The sequence below is a fragment of the Boseongicola aestuarii genome (assembly GCF_900184815.1).
Taxonomy (GTDB): domain Bacteria; phylum Pseudomonadota; class Alphaproteobacteria; order Rhodobacterales; family Rhodobacteraceae; genus Boseongicola; species Boseongicola aestuarii.
Window position 1 is genome coordinate 1 of the sequence record NZ_FXXQ01000025.1, and the last position, 20350, is coordinate 20350.

Annotated in this window: 19 protein-coding genes and 1 pseudogene; 8 read left to right on the plus strand and 12 right to left on the minus strand. The window is 55.5% G+C overall.

The window, feature by feature from the left end:
• Positions 1 to 392: 392 nt before the first annotated feature.
• The 4 genes from BOA8489_RS19015 to BOA8489_RS19030 form a co-directional block, all read right to left on the minus strand.
• On the minus strand, positions 393 to 1052 hold the full coding sequence (locus BOA8489_RS19015) for an SDR family oxidoreductase (RefSeq protein ID WP_093975895.1): 660 nt from the start codon (positions 1050 to 1052) through the stop codon (positions 393 to 395).
• 364 nt (positions 1053 to 1416) lie between these two features.
• Complete coding sequence (locus tag BOA8489_RS19020) at positions 1417 to 2490, minus strand: flavin monoamine oxidase family protein (protein ID WP_093975896.1); 1074 nt, start codon at positions 2488 to 2490, stop codon at positions 1417 to 1419.
• A 70-nt stretch (positions 2491 to 2560) separates the two neighbouring features.
• Positions 2561 to 3034: a DUF427 domain-containing protein gene (locus BOA8489_RS19025; protein WP_093975897.1), complete on the minus strand. Its 474-nt coding sequence runs from the start codon at positions 3032 to 3034 to the stop codon at positions 2561 to 2563.
• A gap of 67 nt (positions 3035 to 3101) precedes the next feature.
• A complete protein-coding gene (locus BOA8489_RS19030) occupies positions 3102 to 3659 on the minus strand; it encodes a CIA30 family protein (protein ID WP_093975898.1) in 558 nt (185 codons plus the stop codon).
• Positions 3660 to 3954: 295 nt separating this feature from the next.
• Between BOA8489_RS19030 and BOA8489_RS20560 the strand changes: the two genes are divergently transcribed.
• Positions 3955 to 4119, plus strand: a complete 165-nt coding sequence (locus tag BOA8489_RS20560) for a hypothetical protein (RefSeq protein ID WP_176440378.1) — start codon at positions 3955 to 3957, stop codon at positions 4117 to 4119.
• A gap of 251 nt (positions 4120 to 4370) precedes the next feature.
• Here BOA8489_RS20560 and BOA8489_RS19035 read toward each other — a convergent pair whose 3' ends face one another.
• The 7 genes from BOA8489_RS19035 to BOA8489_RS19065 all read right to left on the minus strand — a co-directional run bounded on the left by BOA8489_RS19035 (position 4371) and on the right by BOA8489_RS19065 (position 10854).
• A complete protein-coding gene (locus tag BOA8489_RS19035) occupies positions 4371 to 4787 on the minus strand; it encodes an Hsp20/alpha crystallin family protein (protein ID WP_093975899.1) in 417 nt (138 codons plus the stop codon).
• A gap of 304 nt (positions 4788 to 5091) precedes the next feature.
• On the minus strand, positions 5092 to 6402 hold the full coding sequence (locus BOA8489_RS19040) for a TRAP transporter large permease (protein WP_093975900.1): 1311 nt from the start codon (positions 6400 to 6402) through the stop codon (positions 5092 to 5094).
• A complete protein-coding gene (locus tag BOA8489_RS19045; protein ID WP_093975901.1) occupies positions 6402 to 6908 on the minus strand; it encodes a TRAP transporter small permease in 507 nt (168 codons plus the stop codon). The genes BOA8489_RS19040 and BOA8489_RS19045 overlap by 1 nt, the downstream gene beginning before the upstream one ends.
• Positions 6909 to 6974: 66 nt before the next feature.
• A complete protein-coding gene (dctP, locus tag BOA8489_RS19050) occupies positions 6975 to 7985 on the minus strand; it encodes a TRAP transporter substrate-binding protein DctP (protein WP_093975902.1) in 1011 nt (336 codons plus the stop codon).
• A gap of 69 nt (positions 7986 to 8054) precedes the next feature.
• The gene (gene leuD, locus BOA8489_RS19055) at positions 8055 to 8672 is read right to left on the minus strand and encodes a 3-isopropylmalate dehydratase small subunit (RefSeq protein WP_093975903.1); all 618 of its coding nucleotides are present in this window, start codon (positions 8670 to 8672) and stop codon (positions 8055 to 8057) included.
• Positions 8669 to 10063, minus strand: coding sequence for a 3-isopropylmalate dehydratase large subunit (leuC, locus tag BOA8489_RS19060; protein ID WP_093975904.1), 1395 nt, complete (start codon positions 10061 to 10063; stop codon positions 8669 to 8671). The genes leuD and leuC overlap by 4 nt, the downstream gene beginning before the upstream one ends.
• The gene (locus BOA8489_RS19065) at positions 10060 to 10854 is read right to left on the minus strand and encodes a GntR family transcriptional regulator (protein ID WP_093975905.1); all 795 of its coding nucleotides are present in this window, start codon (positions 10852 to 10854) and stop codon (positions 10060 to 10062) included. The genes leuC and BOA8489_RS19065 overlap by 4 nt, the downstream gene beginning before the upstream one ends.
• 145 nt (positions 10855 to 10999) lie before the next feature.
• Between BOA8489_RS19065 and BOA8489_RS19070 the strand changes: the two genes are divergently transcribed.
• The 7 genes from BOA8489_RS19070 to BOA8489_RS19100 are packed head-to-tail and all read left to right on the plus strand — an operon-like array spanning position 11000 to position 19370.
• Positions 11000 to 11560, plus strand: a complete 561-nt coding sequence (locus BOA8489_RS19070) for a tautomerase family protein (protein WP_093975906.1) — start codon at positions 11000 to 11002, stop codon at positions 11558 to 11560.
• Complete coding sequence (locus tag BOA8489_RS19075) at positions 11557 to 13251, plus strand: hydantoinase B/oxoprolinase family protein (RefSeq protein WP_093975907.1); 1695 nt, start codon at positions 11557 to 11559, stop codon at positions 13249 to 13251. The genes BOA8489_RS19070 and BOA8489_RS19075 overlap by 4 nt, the downstream gene beginning before the upstream one ends.
• Positions 13248 to 15305, plus strand: coding sequence for a hydantoinase/oxoprolinase family protein (locus BOA8489_RS19080; RefSeq protein WP_093975908.1), 2058 nt, complete (start codon positions 13248 to 13250; stop codon positions 15303 to 15305). Before BOA8489_RS19075 ends, BOA8489_RS19080 begins: the two co-directional genes overlap by 4 nt.
• Position 15306: 1 nt before the next feature.
• Entirely contained in the window at positions 15307 to 15912 is a 606-nt protein-coding gene (locus BOA8489_RS19085; RefSeq protein WP_093975909.1) for a cysteine hydrolase family protein, read from the plus strand.
• Entirely contained in the window at positions 15909 to 16772 is an 864-nt protein-coding gene (locus BOA8489_RS19090) for an isocitrate lyase/PEP mutase family protein (protein ID WP_093975910.1), read from the plus strand. Before BOA8489_RS19085 ends, BOA8489_RS19090 begins: the two co-directional genes overlap by 4 nt.
• Positions 16769 to 18163, plus strand: coding sequence for an FAD-dependent oxidoreductase (locus BOA8489_RS19095; RefSeq protein ID WP_093975911.1), 1395 nt, complete (start codon positions 16769 to 16771; stop codon positions 18161 to 18163). The genes BOA8489_RS19090 and BOA8489_RS19095 overlap by 4 nt, the downstream gene beginning before the upstream one ends.
• Positions 18156 to 19370 (plus strand): acyl-CoA dehydrogenase, encoded by a 1215-nt coding sequence (locus BOA8489_RS19100; RefSeq protein ID WP_093975912.1) that lies wholly within the window; start codon positions 18156 to 18158, stop codon positions 19368 to 19370. The genes BOA8489_RS19095 and BOA8489_RS19100 overlap by 8 nt, the downstream gene beginning before the upstream one ends.
• A 491-nt stretch (positions 19371 to 19861) precedes the next feature.
• On the opposite strand, the pseudogene BOA8489_RS20565 reads toward BOA8489_RS19100, so the two are convergent.
• Positions 19862 to 20350, minus strand: a pseudogene (locus tag BOA8489_RS20565) (recombinase family protein); the annotation flags it as partial.

The following is a 20350-nucleotide window of genomic DNA, read 5'->3' on the forward strand; positions in this document are numbered from 1 at the left end:
TGCGTACTCCCAACAGGGCCACGGCAAGCAAAACAAGCCGATCCAAAGGCCGGATACATATCAGCGACTTCCAGAAGACATGCAATTGAACACTTGCGAACAGCAGCCGGTACATACATTTGGGCTCGAACTGGCCACTCGCTGCGGAATGCAAAAATGACCGCTTTTGTTATCGGGGCATAATCCATGCCCCCAATGAACTCAAAACGAGCCAAAGGGGCTGGGCCGAGGGGCGCTACGCACGTCGTGTTCCAAGAGCCGTCGATGAGGTGGGCAGACTCCGGGTTTGCCTTGTTTCCCGGGTTTGGTTTGACCGCGGCAGACTTTGTCTATGGCGCCAGTTTTGCAGCGGTACTCTAATTGATGTTGGTAGGGGATTAGTAGGGAACCTCCTACCAGGGAAGCTCGTAACCTTCAGCATGCCAGAAGTGGCCGCTTGTCTCTAGCGTCAGTTCGTCAATGCGGTCGATAAGCCCGCGAGCAGCCTCGGCCGGATTGATGCCTTGGCCGCCAGTCATGGTGGTTGCCACCATTCCAGGGTGAAGAAGCGCCACGGCAATGCCTCGGGGCCGTAGCTCATGCGTCAGGTTCATACCGATCTGGTTCACTGCTGATTTGGAGGCCCGATATCCGTAGTACCCGCCCGATCCGTTATCTCCGATCGAGCCAACCCGGCTCGAGACGACGCCTACTTTTCCGCCATCGACGATGTTGTCGACCAGTGCTTCGGTCACGCGCAGCGGGCCCAAGGAATTCACCCGAAATTGCAGAACCATGTCTTCGTAGTCCAGACTACCGAAGCTGTCGCCATGCAGAATGCCGGCATTATTGAGCAACACTTCGATCTTCTTGTCCCCGAGCACGGATTTCAGCCGCGCCACTGCTTTGGCTTCGCTGACGTCGATATCCTCGATGATTCTGAGCTCAAGATCGCGAAGCTCAGCGCTTGAGCTACGGCAGACGGCGATCACCTCGTCGCCCCGCGCAACAAGCTGGCTGCAGACCTGAAGGCCGATGCCCTTGTTGGCACCTGTGACGAGATATGTAGCCATCTTACTCTCCTGCTTTTGCCCGGCCACAAACACACCCGAGCTGTTTCCGTGACTGTTGTAGTCCCTCTGCACGCGGGCTTCTACGGGAACCGGCGAAAGTCAGGTTGGTTTTTGAGAGCTCCTTTTCAAAGCGACCAGACTTGCGGCTGATGCCAGCTTCGCAGATCAGACATCAGTTAGGACACGACATCACAATAGACCGTCATCACTGCTGCTATTGTTTTCGTTAGCAATTCTTCTTCTCTTCCAGCTTTAGCCGGTCCTTGCGCACCTGACTTCGTTTGGATCAGGGTATCGATCTCTGTCGAGAGATTAATCATGTCCACAGACCGATAGAGCCCGGAATAATCAGCGACGGCTCGAGTTAGTCGCCAATTCGAGCCAGAATATCCTTTGCCGCCTTCTCACCCGCTGCGAGCGCGCCCTCAATGAGTCCAGGACTGGCTTCTGAGGTCTCTGACACAGCAAACCGGACACGGCCACCGAGATACGCCTGTCTTAGGATTGCAGGACCAACATCTGGGTGGTTGGCGGGCGCTGATAGATCGAGGTCTGTGACGATGTTTGGGTTCGCTGCCCAGTCGTGCCCAGTCAAGTCCATTGCGTGTGCAGCCTCTGGCCCAAAGCACTCGGCGAGCTGGTTCAGAATTGCCTCTTTGAGCCCATCGGTGTCCCGTCGCCGAATATCAGGTGGCCAGCCAACAAAGCCAAAAATTGCAGCTGGAGAGCCATCAGGCCCTGAATGGTCATGCGCTTCAACGAGAGGACCGCTACGGCTTGCGATCCTGCCCGATAGCCCTGCCTCCCGCCAGAAGGGTCGTTCGTATAGGGCGATGGCCTTGGCGTGTGTGCTCATCCAGGTCGGTGTCTTCCGCATCGCATCGATCAGGGCCGTTGTTGCCCAAGGAAGCTCTACCGTCTCTGCGGCAACACGAAGCGGAATGGATAGGACAATTTTTCTCGCGGTGATGGCTTCACCTGAACCGAGCCTGACGGCCAATTGTTCTGGCCCTTTCTCGGATACTTCCACAACTGGTGCAGACTTTCTGATATTGTCATGACCGATCCGATTGACGAGGGCATCAATCAAGGCGCTGGGACCGCCGACAATGCGAACCATGCCTTCTTGCCCAGGGAGCGGCTGGCGAACCGGTGCAGGCCCGAATCCCAGAATGACGGCATCACCGTCGTTGAACTGCTCAAGAGTCTGCAGCCCAAGGGTTTCGAGCCATTGAGCGACTACGGGCTGATATTTTGGCCAGACCCAGGTCGGACCGAGATCGGCGAGTGCGCGATTTCCAATCGGATCACGCAACGCGCGAATGCGGCCCCCAATGTACGTGTCGGCTTCGAGAAGCTGAACATCGGCTCCGGCCTTAAGTAGTGTAGCTGCTGCTGTCAGTCCTGACAGGCTAGCGCCGATTACGACTACATCCAAAACCTCTTCCTTCCCAGAGCGACTAAATCAGAAATGCGAGTCACGAGAGCCGCGTCACAAGCTAACGACCCTACCAGTGTTCCGTTCCCCGCGCGCCCTTGGGAACGCCTCTGAGGTTCGAAGTCACCCAGCCGCCATAAAAATCCCCCGGCTGTGGGATCACTTGCTCGTCACCGACGAAGCAGGCCTCCATTGGTCCGGCATAAAAGGCGACATAGCCAGCTATGGCCTGGAACGCAGTCGAAGGTTCTTCAAATACCCACGCCGCCCGGCGGGCGTTTGCCGTGCCACAGATCACGTCGAAATAACCGGCCAGTCCTTTCCATTCACAGAGGCTTCGTCCTGAGGCGGGCTCGAGCCGAGCAAGAACGTCAATTGGTGGAAAATAGTAGGTAGGCGCATGGTGGGTCTCCAGCACACGGTAGCCTTGGTTCGTATCGGCAGCCACCTGGCCGCCCAAACGGACTAGAAGTCTGTGTGATACCTGTTCCAATGCCGGTGGGCGTGGATAGTTCTGGACGTTTTCGGTGGGAAGATTACTCATACATCGGATATAGGCGCCTTGATCGTAAAACCCATAAAGTCTGCCGGCGGTTTAGATTTCAAAGCTGCTAATAGAAACCAACCTCTCTGACATCAATCTCTGCATCATGATCACGGCCATAGGCGACGACCGCGATTGATTTCAGACTATCGGCTTGTGGAAAAGCGCGAAGAAGGCGACCAGAGCGGGTGAACATGTCAAATGAAAGCCCAACCTCCCGCCAGTCTCCGGTCACCTCGAAACCTGCCTGATAGTACTGCCACGGGAGCATGGTCCCGCTTGTACGCAGATGGACGAAATACCGCTGGTCATTCCCACGGACAACGAGGCGCACTCCAGTGGTACCATCCGGGGCTCCGTCCGGCAGTTCCATGCGCATCTGGATGAAGCCGCCATTGTTTTCGGTGCTCACCTTTCCCGTCATGTGCGCATGCACCTGACCATCTTCTGGAACGAAGGCGACCTGGCCTGCAGAGACGCCGCCCATTACGCTATCTGTGAAGAAGCGCCAGCGGGTTTGCGGTTGTATTTCGAAATCCTCGACCATGATTTCCCCGGCCAATGCAGCCACAGTTGTGAATAGCAATAGGAGCGCCAGAACAGACTGCCCAAAGATGAATCGCATCGCTGGATCTCCTACAAGGATTTTATCAGTAACTTCATGATGCAGCTGATCATCGTAGTAAACGTGACAAAGCTTTTTCAATATTCAACGCGCTCGATAGCACGCCAACATGGCCCCGTAGAGGCTGCGCCAATCGGCGACAGCGGCGGCGCGGCTCTGCTCGAAGTGATTTCGATTTGAGAGGCTGCCCGACACAACGAGGTTTCCTCTGACAATGCCCTTCTGAGGCTTCCGCTTGAAGTTGGCTCTAAGGTCTGTTGTTGGCATCCTTAGATTTCGAGAAGGAAAATTGAAAATGTTCGATAAGGTTACTGGCAAATTGCCAGTGTATGGCAACATCGCTCTCTGGTGTCTCTTCATCTTCTCCGCAGGAGATATGATGTGGGCTGCGGCGCTGGCGTCGATTTCAGCGTTCTACCTCGGGTTTCTCTCGGGACAGACCTACAAGCCAGAAGAATGAACATTGTATTCGCCCAATTATAGGCGGGCTAGTGTGAGCGTTAGACCTCGCAGTTTCCGCAAGCACTGCGAGCTACGCCCCGGCAAGTTCGAGACAGACGACGCTTGGTGATACATTCGCCAAGCGCGTGACTGCTGATCAGACAGCTACCAAGTTGCGGTTCAGTCCTCTGACCTCATCACGCACTGCGCTGCCACTTAGTAGGCTCACATCAATTACGCTGGGGTGCCGGCGTCGAGGCTGCGTTGTAGCTAGCCCTTGCGTATCTCCACCTTGCCGGTTTGTGATTTCTTGGGAGCGGTCTTCGGAACGGTGATTGTCAGCACACCGTCCTTCAGCTGAGCATCGACCTTACCTGCTTCCGCGTCTGGTGGAAGTCGGAATGATCGGCTGAACGACCCATATTGTCGCTCAGAGAAATACCATGTCTTACCCTTCTCCTCGCGTTCAGTCCGCTTTTCTCCCTTCAAGGTAACGAAGCCATCCTCAATACTTAGATGGATGTCCTGTTCCGCGACACCGGGCAGTTCCACAGTTATCCTATACGCGTCGTCGTTCCCGGACGCTTCAGAGGCGGGTGCAAGCCACTCTTTGACACGCTCGCCGACTTGGCGGAGCGGGTCGTAGAGCGAAGGCCAAAAGCCGCTGGTGTGGGTCTTCTCTACCATCCTAATCTCCTTCGATTGCTGATTTGCAGAAATACTACTGAACCTGCCCTGAAGGGTACTTGACCCTAGTCAAGTGTGGTGATGGCATGTCACGTTATCTCGACGCTTGATCCAACGACGGGCAATTGTCGTTGAATAAGAAGAATATCCTACACACGCCACCGCTTTCCGCCCGCGGTCATCTATCGTTCGGTTTGTCTCTACTTTCGCTTTCGCCGAACTTCCGAGAAGTCGAGGAAATGCTTTCCGAACGCAGCATTGAAGAAAGCTATGAAACAAAGCGCCTCGGCTTTGTCACTATAACTTATCCTAGTCCCGGCAACCAAAGTGCGATGGGTGGAAACAGGACCAGCAACACCACAACGAGAAGCGAGCAGAGGATAAAAGGGATAGCTGAAAGATAAATTTCGCGCATAGTTGTATCGGAGGGCGCGACACCTTTCATGACAAAGAGCAATAAGCCGAACGGAGGGGTCGTGAAGCTTATTTCAAGTGCCAACAGCATGATAAGACCAAACCAGATTGGATCAAAGCCAAGGCTCAAAGCCAACGGGAAAAAGATCGGGACTGTCAGCAGCATCATGGAAATTTGCTCCATGAACATCCCGAGAACCAGCAATACGCAAAACATCACGACCAACATGTAAATTGGGTCAAGCTCGAAACCGGTGGCCCAGGTTATGAGACCGCGTGAGGCACCGGAGAAGGCCAACAGCTGGCTGAACGTTGCTGAGCCAAAGACGATCAGATAGGCCATCAAAGTGACGCGCAACGCACCGCGAATTGATGCCTTGAGTGCCGCCCAGCTCAGGCAGCGGTAGACTATAGCAAGGACCAGCACCCCCAGCGCGCCAAAGGCGGCGGCTTCTGACGGTGTAACAATGCCGTTGATCATCATTACTACGATAACGACCATCAGGCCGATCATCGGTATCACGTCGCGAAGCAACAGCCCGATCTTCTCGGCGATGGTTTGGTTTTCGACCTCGTAGGGCGGTGCGGCCTCGGGATCCAGACGGGTCTGCAAGAAAATCGTACCGATATAGAAGGCTGCAAGGATCAGGCCCGGGATTATTCCGGCTATCAGCAAGGCACCAACGTCGATTTGCGCCAAGGTCGCGAGTAGGACCGCCAGAGCCGAGGGCGGAATGATTATCGCTAAGCCACCCGTGCCAAGGATGGGCCCGATGGACATGTGCTTCTTATAGCCTCGCCGGGTCATTTCGGGAACCATGAGCGAGCCCAGGAGTGCCGTGGACCCCATTGATGAACCCGAGAGAGTTGAAAAACCGGTACCGCCGAGAACGGTGACATAGCTTAGACGACCAGGGAGCCGGCCCAACAATCTATCGATTGCCGAGAACATCCGGCCACCTAGGCCGGTGTGAAAGAATATCTCGCCCATCAGCAAGAAAAGCGGGATGGGAACAAGCGCGAATTTCGACAGCGAGCCCCAGCCGTTGTTCAAAAGGGCAACGACGCCGCGTTCACCGCCCATGAAGACCCATGCTCCAAGGATGTTTGCGGCTAGAAAGGCGAGCGCAACCGGCATACCCACGGCCATCAGGACCATGATGCTGCCAATCAGCAGCGCAAGAGCCTCGAACCATTCCATTATTCGTGGATCCCCGCTTCACCCGAGTGCATCAGTTCGCTTCCAAATACGAAGCGGGCAAATTCAATCGCCATAAAACTGAAAGCGATAGGGAAGGTAATTGTCAGCAACCAACGCGGATAAAAGTACGCGCGGACGTCATAATCATTGCGTTCAATATTAGTGAGGAACAGTTCAAGACCGTACCAGGCAAGGATGAGAGAGACAGCAACGCAGGCGGCCGCAACAAGTCGACTCACAATTCGTCGCAATGCCGGCTTGAGTGCGGCAGTCACCAACTCAATATGCACATGGCCCCTTTCACGCACCAGCCACGGAGCTCCCAGCATCGTCATATAGAGAATGCCGTATTCCGCTGAAGTGAATAGCCACGCCCATGGCTGAATACCCATGTTGCGCATCAAGACGGACAGGACGACCGAGATCATCAGCCAGACCAATGTTCCCGCCGAAATCAGGGCCATGAAAATCAGCAAGGAATCGTAGATCCTGATCAGTGCTCGCATGGGAACTTTCAATTCTAAGGTGGTCCGGAGCGAATGTACTCCGGACCCTTGTTTTGGATCAGCTTGTTAGTCTGCTGAGGCGTCGTAAAACAGTTCAATCAGACGATCGTAGTTGGCTGTTCCCATTGGATGCTCGGCCATCAGTTCCTGCATCCGCTCCCATGTCTTTTCACGTGCGGCCGAAAGGTAAGCGGCTTTTGCATCTCCTTCGAGTTCGACAACTTGCATACCTTGCTCTTCAAGTGCTGCAAAGTCCGCATCACGCTTGGCGCGCAGTGCATTCACGCTATCAATCTCGTGCTGAATAGCAACGTCCTGAATGATCGTTTTGGCTTCATCCGACAACTCGTTCCAGCGGTCTTGATTTACGATCACACCGAGGTCTGTGGAGAAGAAGCAAGGCTCGATCCGATAGTTCAGGAACTCATTCCATTTGAGGTCGATCAGACCAATTTGCGTCCAGCCTGTTGCGTCGACGACGCCGCGCTGGAGCGCCGCGTAAACTTCGCCGGTTGGAAGATCGATAACCTGTGCACCAAGATAGTTGGTGAAGAAGGCGTTATACACCGCATTTCCGCGTAGCTTGAGGCCTTCGACTTCAAGATTGCCGTCAGCGTCAAAAGTTGGCGCGTCGCGTGTCCAGAGGTTATAGCATACACCGCTGTCGAACCAGCCAAGATACTTGAGGCCCATCTTTTCCTGATGGATCTCGTCGATCAGAGCGATACCACCGTTCTGACGGGTTTCAATAGCGGTCAGGTTCGACGCGACCAGAGCGTCTTTCTCGGGCAGCGCACCGCCGTAGAAAGAGCCGGGAGTGTAAACCATGTCCACGATGCCATCACGCACTGCATCGGGCTGCTGGAACATGCCGATGGCTTCCGGGCCGCCGCGCACTTCGATCTGAACAACGCCTTCTCCGGCGTCGTTTACCTTGTCGACAAACGACAAGAAACTCTGCGTGTAAATTAGTGTTTCAGGAAACGCATGGACGGCGGTGATCGTCTCTTGCGCTTGGGCAATGGCCCCGATGGTCATTGTTCCGGCAACAATACCGGCTGCGAGTTGCATCTTCATGGGTAGTTCCTCCTATCCCTGTGCCAGTGCCCTGGCGCCTAGCAAGACGAGCTAAAAAATAGCCCGCATTCATTCAACGTTTTCCACTTTTGGAATTATCCACGGCAACGTTTTGGCGCGCCGCGCCCGATATGCCGTTATGGCTGGCCGGTGCTGTTGCGTGAGGTCGATGTCATCCCATCCATTGATCAGCTTTTGAGACCAGGCCTCGCTGAGTTTGAACGGTATCGATTTTGTATCGACACTGATTGTTCTTGTTTCGATGTTGATCGCTAGCTCGACCGTCCCGGTACCAAGTATGTTGAGCAACTCTTGTGAATGCGCTTGGCTGACCAAAGCCGGCAAAAGACCATTATTTACTGAATTTGATGCGAAAATATCGCCAAAACTGGGTGCGATAACGGCGCGAATACCAAAATCGGCCAGCGCGTACACGGCGGCCTCTCGCGAGGAGCCACTGCCAAAGTTGCGGCGCCCGACGAGGATGCTGACATCAGGATACCGATTGATCGGAAAGTCGGGATCGGCATCGCCTTCGGCGCTAAATCGCATGTCGTGGAGCAGAAATGAACCATATCCCTCGCCACGGGGCGTGGACATGAACCGGGCAGGGATCAGCTGGTCTGTATCGACGTTTTCTAAATTGAGAGCCGTCGCCAAGCCTTTGTGTTCGCGCCATCCCTTCATGACGATTCCCGCCCAACCAAGAGAGGTCGAACGTCTGTTAGATGTCCTGTTACTGCCGCAGCCGCCACCATGGCTGGCGACATCAAGTGTGTACGAGCGCCTCGGCCTTGACGTCCGCGGAAGTTACGATTGGTCGTTGAGGCACATCTCTTTCCGGGCGCCACAATATCGCCATTCATGGCTACGCACATTGAACAACCCGCGTCGACCCATTCAAGTCCCGCGTCGCGGAATACCTGGTCGAGGCCTTCTGCTTCGGCTTGTGCCTTGATCAGTTGAGAACCCGGAGAAACGAGACCGGGTACCTTTGAGCGCCGTCCGGCTAGAACTGCCGCTGCCGCACGAAGATCCTCAATACGAGCATTCGTGCATGACCCGATGAAAACCTGATCGATGTGGACATCCGACAAGGCGCGGCCCGGAGCCAGCCCCATATAGTCGATTGCTGCGGCCACGCGCTCTGCATCAGCGCCGTTGAGCTCAGTTGGAGTTGGAACCGTCGCTGTCACTGGGAGTGCATCTTCAGGGGAGGTCCCCCATGTAACGATTGGTGCGATCTCAGAGGCATCAATTGTGATTTCGCAATCAAATCCGGTGTTGGGATCGCTCTTCAGAGTTTCCCAATATTCCTGAGCGCGCTCCAGCGTCTCGCCTTCCGGGGCAAACGGACGGCCAGTTATGTAGTCCAAAGTTATCGCGTCAGGCGCGATCATGCCGAAGCGCGCGCCACCCTCAATAGAAAGGTTGCACAGCGTCATGCGCCCTTCCATGCTCAGGCTACGAATAGCTTCACCAGAATACTCGATGGCATGCCCCTGCGCTGCGCCTGAACCCATTTTGCCAATCCACGCAAGCGCCAGATCCTTGGCGCCAACTCCGGAGGCCAGGCGGCCTGATACGGTGATCCTCATTGATTTCGGGCGACTCTGCCAGATTGTCTGGGTTGCCAGCACGTGGGCGACCTCGGTCGCGCCGATGCCAAAAGCAAGCGCTCCGAAAGCACCATGTGTCGAGGTATGGCTGTCACCGCAATTGATCAAAAGTCCGGGGAGAGTAAGTCCCTGCTCTGGCCCGATCACATGGACTATGCCCTGTCTCGGATCGTTCATACCAAAACAAGTCACGCCATGATCCGCGGCGTTCTTTTCTAAGGTGTCGATCATGCGGGCGATCGCAGGGCTTGCCGCAACACCTCGCGTGGGCGCGTAGTGATCGACAACTCCGAACGTGAGACCCGGCTCGGCGACTGATACGCCGCGTTGCGCGAGTTTTGCGAATGCGTGATGCGACCCTTCGTGCACCAGATGCCGATCGACCCACAGGAGCGAGCGGCCATCCTCGCTTCGGAGGATCTCGTGCGACTCCCAGAGTTTATCGAGGAGCGATGTCATGCGTCGAGTGCTCCGATCACGGGTTCCCAATGTCGTGCGTCACCTGCACCGACGCGCGTCATGCTCATCTCAAGGCGGAAACGGTCAGGTCGATACAAAGCAGACAGGTGCTCGACACCGCGGCCATCCACGTCCCGTACGATTCTCTCCAGCCAGAGAAGAGGCGAGCCCACTGAAACGTCCAACGCCTCGGCAACGTCTGGCGCCGCAAGCGACGCCGTTACCGTCTGATCTGCCCCATCAACCTGAACTCCACTTCTCTCAAGAAGTCGAAACAGGGGCTGTGAAGCTAGGTCGGTTTCGTCATAGTTCCGGGCGATATCTTCAGGCACATGCGTGGTCAAATGAGAGATTGGTTCACCATTAGAAAGACGAACGCGCACCGCTGTTTGCACTTTGCTTCCTTTGGGGAGACCCAAGGATTTGGCGACGGCTTTGGACGGCACCTCATATGCAAATGACAGAAGGCGGGCAGTTGTTTTTCTATCAAATTCAACAAGTTGTGGTATAAGAGTTGCTAGGTTTGCAGCAATCTTCTTGTCGCCTTCATCGCGCTTCAAAACCACTGACCCCGCGCCTGTTTTCTTCTCAATCCAGCCATCTGAAGCAAGTGCGTCCAACGCTCGGCGCACCGTTATGCGTGAAACATTGAGAGACGACGCCAAGCGGTTTTCACCGGGCAGGAATTCGCCGTCCGTATATCGACCATTCGAAATATCGTCGCGGAGCAAGAGGTACACACGTCGGGCTTTTCCGCCTTCGGGAAGAACTGTTTGAGCATGAATAGTCAAAGCCGCAGGTCCCCTTTTCGATGACTAAACCCTAGGTCTGGCTGAGCGTTGGTCAAGATAACCAGACGCCCTTCTAGATAATATTTTGATCTTTAAATAGTCCGATATCTGTTATATTGAAAGCACAGATTTTAGAGAGGCTCAGATGCCCATAGTCGAGGCGCACATTCTCGAAGGCTATTCGCCAGAAGAAAAATTACGGCTGACAGCAGCCCTGACAAACGCGATTCGTTTAGTCGTGCCGGCGTCGGATGAGGCCGTCACGGTCATGCTACACGAAATGGCGCCGGAGAATTATGCACGCGGTGGGACGTCTCGCTCGCCGGCGCCTGCGAACCCTGATCCAAAACAGGTCGCATTGGCTTATCTTGACGCCATGGAAGCCCGGGACATCGACGCTGCCGAGGCAATGTTGGCAACCGGTTTTCGAATGACATTTCCGGGCACTAAGCCAATGTCGAGTATCTCGGAGCTTATTGACTGGGCCAAGCACCGATATCGCTTTGTGAAAAAGACTAACGAAACTGTGGAAGCCTTTTATGAAGGTGACTGCTCGGTCGTTTACATCAGCGGCACGCTGTCTGGCGAATGGCCGAACGGCGAGGCGTTTGCGGGCATCCGGTTCATAGACCGTTTTGAAATCAAAGGCGAAAAACTGATCAGTCAGGATGTCTGGAACGATATTGCCGAGGAGCGCCAGAAGTGAGCGACACTATTGACGCCATCACACTCGCGGTTCTTGCCGGACGAATGGAACAGATTGCCGACGAAATGGACGCAACACTTTTTCGGGCTGCCTTTAACCCGATCATCGCAGAGGCGCATGATGCGTCGCACGGACTCTATCATTCGGAGACGGGTGATACGCTTGTTCAGGGGAAGTCCGGGTTGCCAATCTTTGTTGGCGTGATGTCATTTGCTGTCAAAGCCGTGATCGACAAGGCTGCCGAAGCTGGCGATCTTGCGGATGGCGATACGTATATCTTCAACGACGCTCACATGGGTGGCACACATCTGTCTGATATGCGCCTTGTACGCCCGTATTTTCGTGATGGTGAACTTTTCTGTTATCTCGCCAGCGTTGGTCATTGGCATGATGTTGGCGGCGCCGTTCCGGGAAACTACAACCCGTCCGCCACGGAAGCGTTTCAGGAAGCCTTCATCCTTCCACCTGTCAAATTGATAAGGGCTGGCGATGTGCAGCAGGACATTATCGACATCCTGATGCGCAATACGCGCCTGCCGCAATCCGCAATGGGCGATCTGAATGGTCAACTGGGTGCATTGGACCTTGGTTCAAAGCGCCTGGATGAGTTGCTGGATGAATACGGACCTGTAACGGTCAAAGCTGCGTTGGATGCTCTTGGTGACAGAGCGGAAACCCTAATGAGGGGGGAGCTTGCAGAATTACCTGACGGTCGATGGGAGGCAGTCGATCACCTCGATAATGACGGGATCACAGATGTGGCCCTGCCCATTAGGGTCGCTCTCGAGATTGAAGGCGATCGCATGGTGCTGGACTTTGAGGGAACCGCTCCGAAGACTGCCGGACCCGTCAACATCGCGTTGCCCACCGCGGTCGCGACAGCCTATGTGGCAATCAAGCATATATTCCCGGACCTTCCTGCAAACGCTGGTGTGATGCGCCCGGTAGAGGTGCGAGTGCCCGAAGGATCGCTATTGTCGGCTGAGTTCCCGGCGCCGGTGGGGGGCTATACTGAGACCATCTTGCGGATGATTGATGTGATCTTTTCGGCTGCTTCTCAGGCCGCCCCGGATCGTGTCGTGGCAAACGCCTACGGCACAATCAACGCGCTTTCGATTGCGGGAAAACGTGCCAATGGTCAGCCATGGGTGATGTTCAGCTTCTACGGTGGCGGTCATGGTGGGAGTATCGAAAGCGATGGTTTAAACCACGGAAATGCGCCGATCTCAACGGCAACGATTCCGCCAATGGAGATTCTGGAGGCGGCATACCCCGTCATGTTCCGAGAATGGGCGCTTCGCCCCGACAGTGCAGGTGCAGGCGCTCATCGTGGTGGACTGGGGGCTATCTATGAAATTGAAGTTCTTGAAGAAACAGCCGAAGCCTTTTTGTTCGGTGAGCGCGGCAGGTTTCCACCAAACGGTGTTGTTGGCGGCGGTGGCGGCGCGATGAACACTTTCCGCTACGAGCAATCCGACGGCTGGCATGAACCGCCGTTGGCGTCGAAAATGCTTGGTATCAAGCTCGAGAAAGGTCAGGCCGTTCGTCTCGAGACGCCTGGTGGCGGCGGATATGGTAATCCACAGGACCGTTCCGCTTCGGCAATCGCGCGCGATGTGGCTCTAGGGTACGTAACGCCGGACGCGGCGACCGAGCTTTATGGATCGGCCTGGACAGGTGCAGCACAATGAGTCGCATGATCGGGGTCGATGTCGGCGGAACATTCACGGATGTCTTCGTTCTGGACGAGGATTCGGGCACAGCCTTGGTTTCCAAAATCCCAACTACACGTCCCGATCAATCAGGCGGGTTTCTTGAGGGGATTGGCCGGCAAGTTGATGATCTTTCGACAGTTGGCGTGGTTGTTCACGGAACAACGGCGGGCACAAACGCCCTCCTTGAGCGCAAAGGCGCAAAGATCGGTATCATTACCACAAAAGGACTGCGCGACGTGCTGGAAATGCGTCGGCGTGATCGTCCGCAGACGTGGGGACTGCGCGGCGAGTTCGAGCCTGTTGTACCACGTGATTTAAGGCTTGAGGTTTCTGAACGGACTCTTGCCGATGGCACTATCCGCACGCCTGTTGATCTCGATGAAGTTCGAAGTGCCGCTAGCTCACTCTTGGCATCAGACTGTCAGGCTGTCGCGATCTTGTTCGCAAATTCCTACGCGAATGCGACGAACGAAGCGCGGGCGGTTGAGGCGGTCAGAGAGATCTGGCCAAACCCGCATGTCAGCGCGTCGGCGGAGATTCTGCCGGAAATCCGTGAGTTTGAGCGATTCTCGACAACCGCATTGAATGCTTATCTTCAGCCTGAGGTCTCCGGCTACATCGACCGACTGGATACTGCTCTCAAACGTGGTGGCTTTGGTGGAGAATTCATGATCGTCCAGTCGAATGGCGGTGTAATGGGTACTGAAACCGCATGCCGACTGCCTGTCCGCACGGCATTGTCTGGCCCTGCCGCTGGTGTAATCGCGGCAGGCTACATCGCTCAGACGGCAGGTTTCGATAACGTGATAACCGGTGATATGGGTGGCACGAGCTTCGATGTGGCTCTTATCGCAAATGGAAAATCCATGCTTTCGCCGCAGACTTCCATTGATTTTGGCATGGTCGTCCGTGCGCCTATGATCGAGATCACAACTATCGGAGCAGGTGGCGGTTCAATTGCGTGGGTCGACCGTGGTGGACTTTTGAACATCGGTCCGGAAAGCGCGGGTTCTACACCCGGGCCGGTTGCCTACGGACAAGGCAACACTCGTCCCACCGTGACGGATGCCAATGTTGTGCTTGGTCGCATCGACCCCAACAGTCCGATTGGCGGTAAGCTTGAACGAATGGACGTTGAGGCCGCGGCAAGGGCAATCGACGAACATGTTGGTTCCAAACTTGAGCTGTCTATTGAGGCAGCCGCCGAAGCTATTTTGCGGGTCGCCAACTCTCGCATGGCTGGTGCAATCCGGCTTGTAAGTATCGAGCGGGGCTTCGATCCCAAGCGCTTTGCCTTCATGCCTTTTGGCGGAGGGGGGGCTCTCCACACCGGAGCAATGCTCAAGGATGTCGGGATCGCGCGCGCGATTATTCCGCGTTATCCGGGTGTGACGAGCGCAATGGGCTGTGTCATCGCGGACATGCGGCAAGACTTTGTTCAGACGATTAATTCACTGACCGCCACCTTGGAACTCGAGGCTCTTGGGAACTGGCTGCAGGGGCACATAGATGAGGGTATGGCGCTTCTCGACGCGGCTCAATCGCGGTTTGACGCACGAGAGATCCTGGTGGAACTTGATATGGCCTATGTGGGCCAGACTCATACGGTTGCAGTTCCAATTGCGATTACGGTGATCGACGGCAAAGTTAAAAATTTTTCGCAAGATGCAATAGAGGAGGCATTCGACGCAGCATACGCGGCGACATTCGGGCGTCTTTTGAAGAACGGCGCGCGGCGCGTGATGAACCTTCGAACTGCAGTGATCGGGAAGCGTCCGAAGTTCGACCTCAGCACGTTAGCTCCAGATGGCGGAAGCGTGGAAGCCTCGCAGGCGGGCAGCCGCAAAGTGCATTTCGGCGACGCCTGGTACGAAACGGCGATTTATGATCGCCTTTCCTTGCCGGTTGGCTCGGAAATCGAAGGTCCAGCCATTTTGGTGCAACCCGACACGACCGTTCTGATTGATCCGGGTCTCACCGGGCGCGTTGATACCTTCGGCAATACAATTATTGAGCCCAGCGAGGCATAGTATGAATCATCAATTTGAACCAAAGCGCACGGCACTTCTGACGATCGACCTTCAGAATGATTTCCTCCACCCCAAGGGGGCCTATGGTCGCGCGGGGAAGTCCTCAAGAGCCATTTCCGCACTGCCTCATCGGGTCAAGCCACTGGCCGATGCACTTCGCGCCAAGGGTGGAATTCATATCAGCGCACAGTTTACTCTCGTGCCCGGGCCAGATGGAGAACCACTGATCGCTCCACATTTGAAGGAGCTCCGGCCATTCCTCGGCAAGGGAGATTTCGCACCGGGCGGTTTCGGACACAGCCTTGTTGACGAACTTGCGCCAGCGGATTTCACGATTGAGAAAGTCGCTTATTCAGCGTTTTACCAGACACGGCTTGAATACATTCTTCGCTACCTCGACATCGATACAATCATTGTCGGCGGGATTGTCACAAACGGCGGGGTGGCCAGTACTGTGCGCGACGCACATCTTCGTAATATCCACACGATCCTGTTGTCCGACGGCTGTGCCGCTTTCAATCAGAACGTGCATGACGCCACGCTTGTCTCGCTTGGATCGATTACACCGATCAAATCCTGCTCTGAGATCCTGGAGGAGCTTGCATGAGCCTTCGCGAGCGTCTTCAGCAAAACGAGATCCTCGTCGCCCCGGGTGTCTACGATGGCCTGACATCAGCAATTGCGTCAGAGGCCGGCTTCGAAGCGCTGTACCTTTCCGGTGCTGCCGTCGCGTATACGCGCCTTGGAAGGCCGGACATTGGGCTTACCTCGGTCAGCGAGATGACTGATACCATGGCCCTGATACGAGACCGCATTGATTTGCCGGTTATCGTCGATGCCGATACGGGGTTCGGGAACGCTTTGAATGCACAGCGCACGATGCGGTTTTATGAGCGCGCGGGGGCAAGCGCGCTGCAAGTGGAAGACCAAACTTTCCCAAAACGCTGCGGGCATCTTTCTGATAAGTCCCTGATCCCCGCTAGCGAGATGGCGGGTAAGATCGCAGCGATGGCAGACGCTCGCAAGAGCAGTGAAACGCTGATCATCGCACGCACGGACGCTATTGCCGTCGAAGGGTTTAACGCCGCGCTGGACCGGGCGAATGCCTATGTCGAAGCCGGCGCCGATGTCCTCTTCATTGAGGCCCCGAGGTCTGGCGACGAACTTCGTGAAATACCACAGCATTTCAATGGCCGCGTGCCTCTCTTGGCAAATATGGTCGAAGGAGGTGCTACGCCTCTCAAAGGCGCCGTTGATCTTGAAGAGCTCGGATACTCCATCGTGATCTTCCCCGGCGGTATCGTTCGCGCGTTGGCGAAGACGGCGGGTGAGTATTACAGCAGCCTAAAAACAAACGGCTCAAATCGGCCTTTTGCGGATCGCATGTTTGATTTCGACGGCCTGAACGACCGCATTGGCACCAAAGAGATGCTCGCAATAGGTCAGAGTTTTGAAGGCAAAAAATGAAAATCGTTTGCGCCACTCCATCCGAAGGGTTCGAACTTGAGGTGCCAGTCCTGGTGATCGGTGCAGGGGCAAGTGGTATGGTTGCTGCGCTTTCCGCTGTCGACTCTGGCGGAGACGTGCTGGTGATCGAAGCCGATGCCTTGCCTTCTGGATCCACGGCGCTATCCGCTGGCTTGATACCGGCGGCGGGTACACGCTTTCAAAAGGAAGCCGGGATTGAAGATAAAGCTGAACTTCTGGCTGCTGACATACAGCGAAAGGCTTACGGCGAAAACCCTCAGGCTCTGGTCGATATCCTGGCTGAAAACGCTGCGCCGACGATTGAATGGTTAGTTGATCGTTTCGACCTGCCATTCTCAGTTGTTACAGATTTTGATTACCCCGGTCACTCGCAGCGTCGAATGCACGGTTTGCCGACCCGCTCTGGTCGTGAATTGGTCGACCGTTTGCGCTCGGCATGCGAGGCGGAAGGCATTGATATCATCTGCAACCGCCGAGCGAAGACGTTGTTTCACGATGGAAACCGGATCACTGGCGTTGAGGTCGAAGGGCCAGATGGTCCCGAGCGCATTGGCTGTGACAGCCTTCTGCTCGCTTGCAATGGTTTCGGAGGCAACCGGGAAATGGTGTCGCGTCTGATGCCCGAAATTGAAGAAGCGCTTTGGTTCGGCCACAGTGGAAACACAGGCGATGCAGTGCGCTGGGGTGACGCATTGGGCGCAGAAAGCCTTAATCTGGGAGCGTATCAAGGCCACGGCAATGTTGCGACACCGCATGGTATTTTGATTAGCTGGGCCGTGATCACCGCAGGCGGTGTTCAGGTAAACCTTGAAGGGCATCGGTTCTGGGACGAAAGCCAAGGCTATTCCGAGGCCGCACGCGCTGTTCTGGCCCAGCCCGATGGGGTCGCATGGGCCGTATTCGATAGTCGCATCGCCGCCATCGCGCGTCAGTTTCAAGATTTCAAGGATGCTGAATCAGCGGGCGCGATCCGAACCGGCAAAAGCGTTTCTGATCTCGCGGAGAACTGCGCACTCCCCGTATCCGCGCTGGAAAGGACCATCGAGTCAATTCCAGTCGATGGCATTGACGAGTTTGGCAGGCGTTTTTCCGGTCTTAGCCTCAAACCGCCATTTATGGCGGTCAAAGTGACCGGAGCGCTCTTCCATACGCAAGGCGGTTTGAACGTCACACCTGACGCCCGGGTGAAACTCAAAGACGGCACAATATCTCCCAACCTCTTTGCCGCAGGTGGCGCGGCGGTGGGTGTCTCGGGGACTGGAGATCGCGGGTACCTATCAGGTAACGGGCTGTTGTCCGCAGTGGTTTTGGGAAGAATTGCAGGGCAACAGGCCTTGCTGCAAACAAAAATGGAGCTTTCGGATGCTTGATTCAGCGAAGCCGGGTCATGGGCCCTCGTTGGCGGAATTCAATTGGGAGGACCCTCTTGGCTTAGCCGAACAGCTTAGCGAAGACGAACGCATGATTTCTGGCGCAGCGGCCTCTTATGCGGCTGACAAACTCGCTCCACGCATTGATAAAATGTATCTCGAAGAGGGAGTTGTTCCTGAGATTTTTGCTGAGATGGGTGAAATGGGCCTTCTAGGGATAACGATCCCCGAAGAATGGGGAGGCCTTGGTGCTGGTTACGTCAGTTATGGTCTGGTCGCGCGCGAGATCGAACGGATCGACTCGGGCTATCGTTCAATGATGAGCGTTCAGTCGAGCCTCGTTATGTATCCGATTAATGCTTATGGCACCGATGCGCAGCGAAAGAAGTACCTGCCGGGTCTTGCCGCGGGTACGCTAATCGGTTGCTTTGGCCTGACCGAGCCTGAGGCAGGTTCAGATCCTGCCGGCATGAAGACTACCGCGACCAAGACAGACGACGGCTACGTTCTCAATGGGGCGAAGATGTGGATCTCGAATAGTCCTATCGCCGATGTCTTTGTCATCTGGGCCAAGTCAAATGCACACGGAGGCAAGATTAAAGGCTTCATTCTTGAAAAAGGCATGCCTGGCCTCTCTGCGCCGAAAATCGAAGGTAAACTCAGTCTTCGTGCGTCAATCACGGGCGAGATCGTAATGGATAAGGTTGAAGTTGGCGAAGATGCGCTCCTGCCGGAAGTTGAGGGCCTGAAAGGGCCTTTCGGTTGTCTTAACCGCGCACGCTTTGGCATCGCATGGGGCGTTATGGGCGCTGCCGAGGATAGCTGGCGCCGGTCCCGCCAATATGGTCTCGATCGCCGCCAATTTGGCAAACCGATCGCGCAAACACAGCTTTTCCAGAAGAAGCTTGCCGACATGCAGACAGAGATCGCTCTGGGGCTTCAGGCAGCACTTCAAGTCGGACGTATGCTAGAAAACGGCACCGCCGCTCCCGAAGCAATCAGCTTGATCAAACGCAACAACTGCGGGAAGGCGCTCGACATTACGCGCATGGCGCGCGACATGCTTGGGGGCAACGGGATAGTGGCCGAATATGGAGTGATCCGTCACGCCCAGAACCTTGAAACGGTCAATACTTATGAGGGCACGCATGATATCCATGCGTTGATCCTCGGACGCGCACAAACCGGGCTTCAGGCGTTCGCATGAAGCCTGTTCTTTAGTTCTTCTAGAGGAAATTTACTGAACGCGGGCAGGGGGCGTTGTGTCGCCTGACACCAACCCATAAATTCAGTAGCAGTCTCGTCTTCCCTGTTCGTCCGATTTCATTCCCTGATGTCTGAATTATCTTCCCTGTTAATTTGAGTAGGGAATTCGCGCGTAAGTCTCTGATTTATATGTGCGAATAGAGCTGCATGAGGCCAAGTTCGCCCGAAAACGCAGTTTTTCCCTGTTCTTTCCCTGTTAAACAGGGAATTTCCGGCCGAGACTGGTTCGCTCAAGACTGCGTGCACAGCCAGGCAGTCCATCCTTTCCGACCATTTCGAGAGCCTGCGGCAATTGCCCCGACATTCCGGGCGGTTAGGCCGATGTCGTTCTGCTCAAGGCGTCTCCGGTGTGCGGTTTATGGGCTGGAATCAGGGCCTGTCTCTGTTCCGCTTTGTTCCGGTAGCAGGTTTGGATTTGAGGGATTGGTGCGTTTAGCGCAGCGAGTCGAAGAGCTGCCGCTGCTCAGTCCAGCTTGACGGCACGCCGCGCTTGATCAGAAGGTCTGAAGTGAGGGACGCAGGCTGGGCGCCATCGAGGATTTCTGTGGTGAGGTCAGGGGCCAGGAAGGCTAGGTCGACCACCTGCATGATGCGGCGCTTTGAGGTTCCTGCGCGCGCTGCGATGTCTGCGTAGCTGGAGCCGGTGCGGAGTTCTCCAAACCACGCGTGGGCCCGTGTGACGTTCCGGATGAGCATCTCGTCGCGGCGCGCGGAGGGATTGTCGACGATCAGCTTCAGTTCCACGCCGCGCCGGCGCTGACGGAACGGTGCCCGGATGCTTAGAAGTTCGGGACCGGCTGCATCGATATCAGTTCCAACCACAGCGCTGACTTTGCTCGCATCCAGAGCGATGCTGACCTGCCCCTGTTCCAGATCAATCCGATGAACGAGATCGAGGATCGATTGATCGTCGCGTGTTGT

Coding starts and splice junctions, on each gene's coding strand:
- BOA8489_RS19015 (WP_093975895.1), bottom strand. CDS start 1,052: ATGGCTACATATCTCGTCACAGGTGCCAACAAGGGCATCGGCCTTCAG.
- BOA8489_RS19025 (WP_093975897.1), bottom strand. CDS start 3,034: ATGAGTAATCTTCCCACCGAAAACGTCCAGAACTATCCACGCCCACCG.
- BOA8489_RS19030 (WP_093975898.1), bottom strand. CDS start 3,659: ATGCGATTCATCTTTGGGCAGTCTGTTCTGGCGCTCCTATTGCTATTC.
- BOA8489_RS20560 (WP_176440378.1), top strand. CDS start 3,955: ATGTTCGATAAGGTTACTGGCAAATTGCCAGTGTATGGCAACATCGCT.
- BOA8489_RS19035 (WP_093975899.1), bottom strand. CDS start 4,787: ATGGTAGAGAAGACCCACACCAGCGGCTTTTGGCCTTCGCTCTACGAC.
- BOA8489_RS19040 (WP_093975900.1), bottom strand. CDS start 6,402: ATGGAATGGTTCGAGGCTCTTGCGCTGCTGATTGGCAGCATCATGGTC.
- BOA8489_RS19045 (WP_093975901.1), bottom strand. CDS start 6,908: ATGCGAGCACTGATCAGGATCTACGATTCCTTGCTGATTTTCATGGCC.
- dctP (WP_093975902.1), bottom strand. CDS start 7,985: ATGAAGATGCAACTCGCAGCCGGTATTGTTGCCGGAACAATGACCATC.
- leuD (WP_093975903.1), bottom strand. CDS start 8,672: ATGAAGGGATGGCGCGAACACAAAGGCTTGGCGACGGCTCTCAATTTA.
- leuC (WP_093975904.1), bottom strand. CDS start 10,063: ATGACATCGCTCCTCGATAAACTCTGGGAGTCGCACGAGATCCTCCGA.
- BOA8489_RS19070 (WP_093975906.1), top strand. CDS start 11,000: ATGCCCATAGTCGAGGCGCACATTCTCGAAGGCTATTCGCCAGAAGAA.
- BOA8489_RS19080 (WP_093975908.1), top strand. CDS start 13,248: ATGAGTCGCATGATCGGGGTCGATGTCGGCGGAACATTCACGGATGTC.
- BOA8489_RS19085 (WP_093975909.1), top strand. CDS start 15,307: ATGAATCATCAATTTGAACCAAAGCGCACGGCACTTCTGACGATCGAC.
- BOA8489_RS19090 (WP_093975910.1), top strand. CDS start 15,909: ATGAGCCTTCGCGAGCGTCTTCAGCAAAACGAGATCCTCGTCGCCCCG.
- BOA8489_RS19095 (WP_093975911.1), top strand. CDS start 16,769: ATGAAAATCGTTTGCGCCACTCCATCCGAAGGGTTCGAACTTGAGGTG.
- BOA8489_RS19100 (WP_093975912.1), top strand. CDS start 18,156: ATGCTTGATTCAGCGAAGCCGGGTCATGGGCCCTCGTTGGCGGAATTC.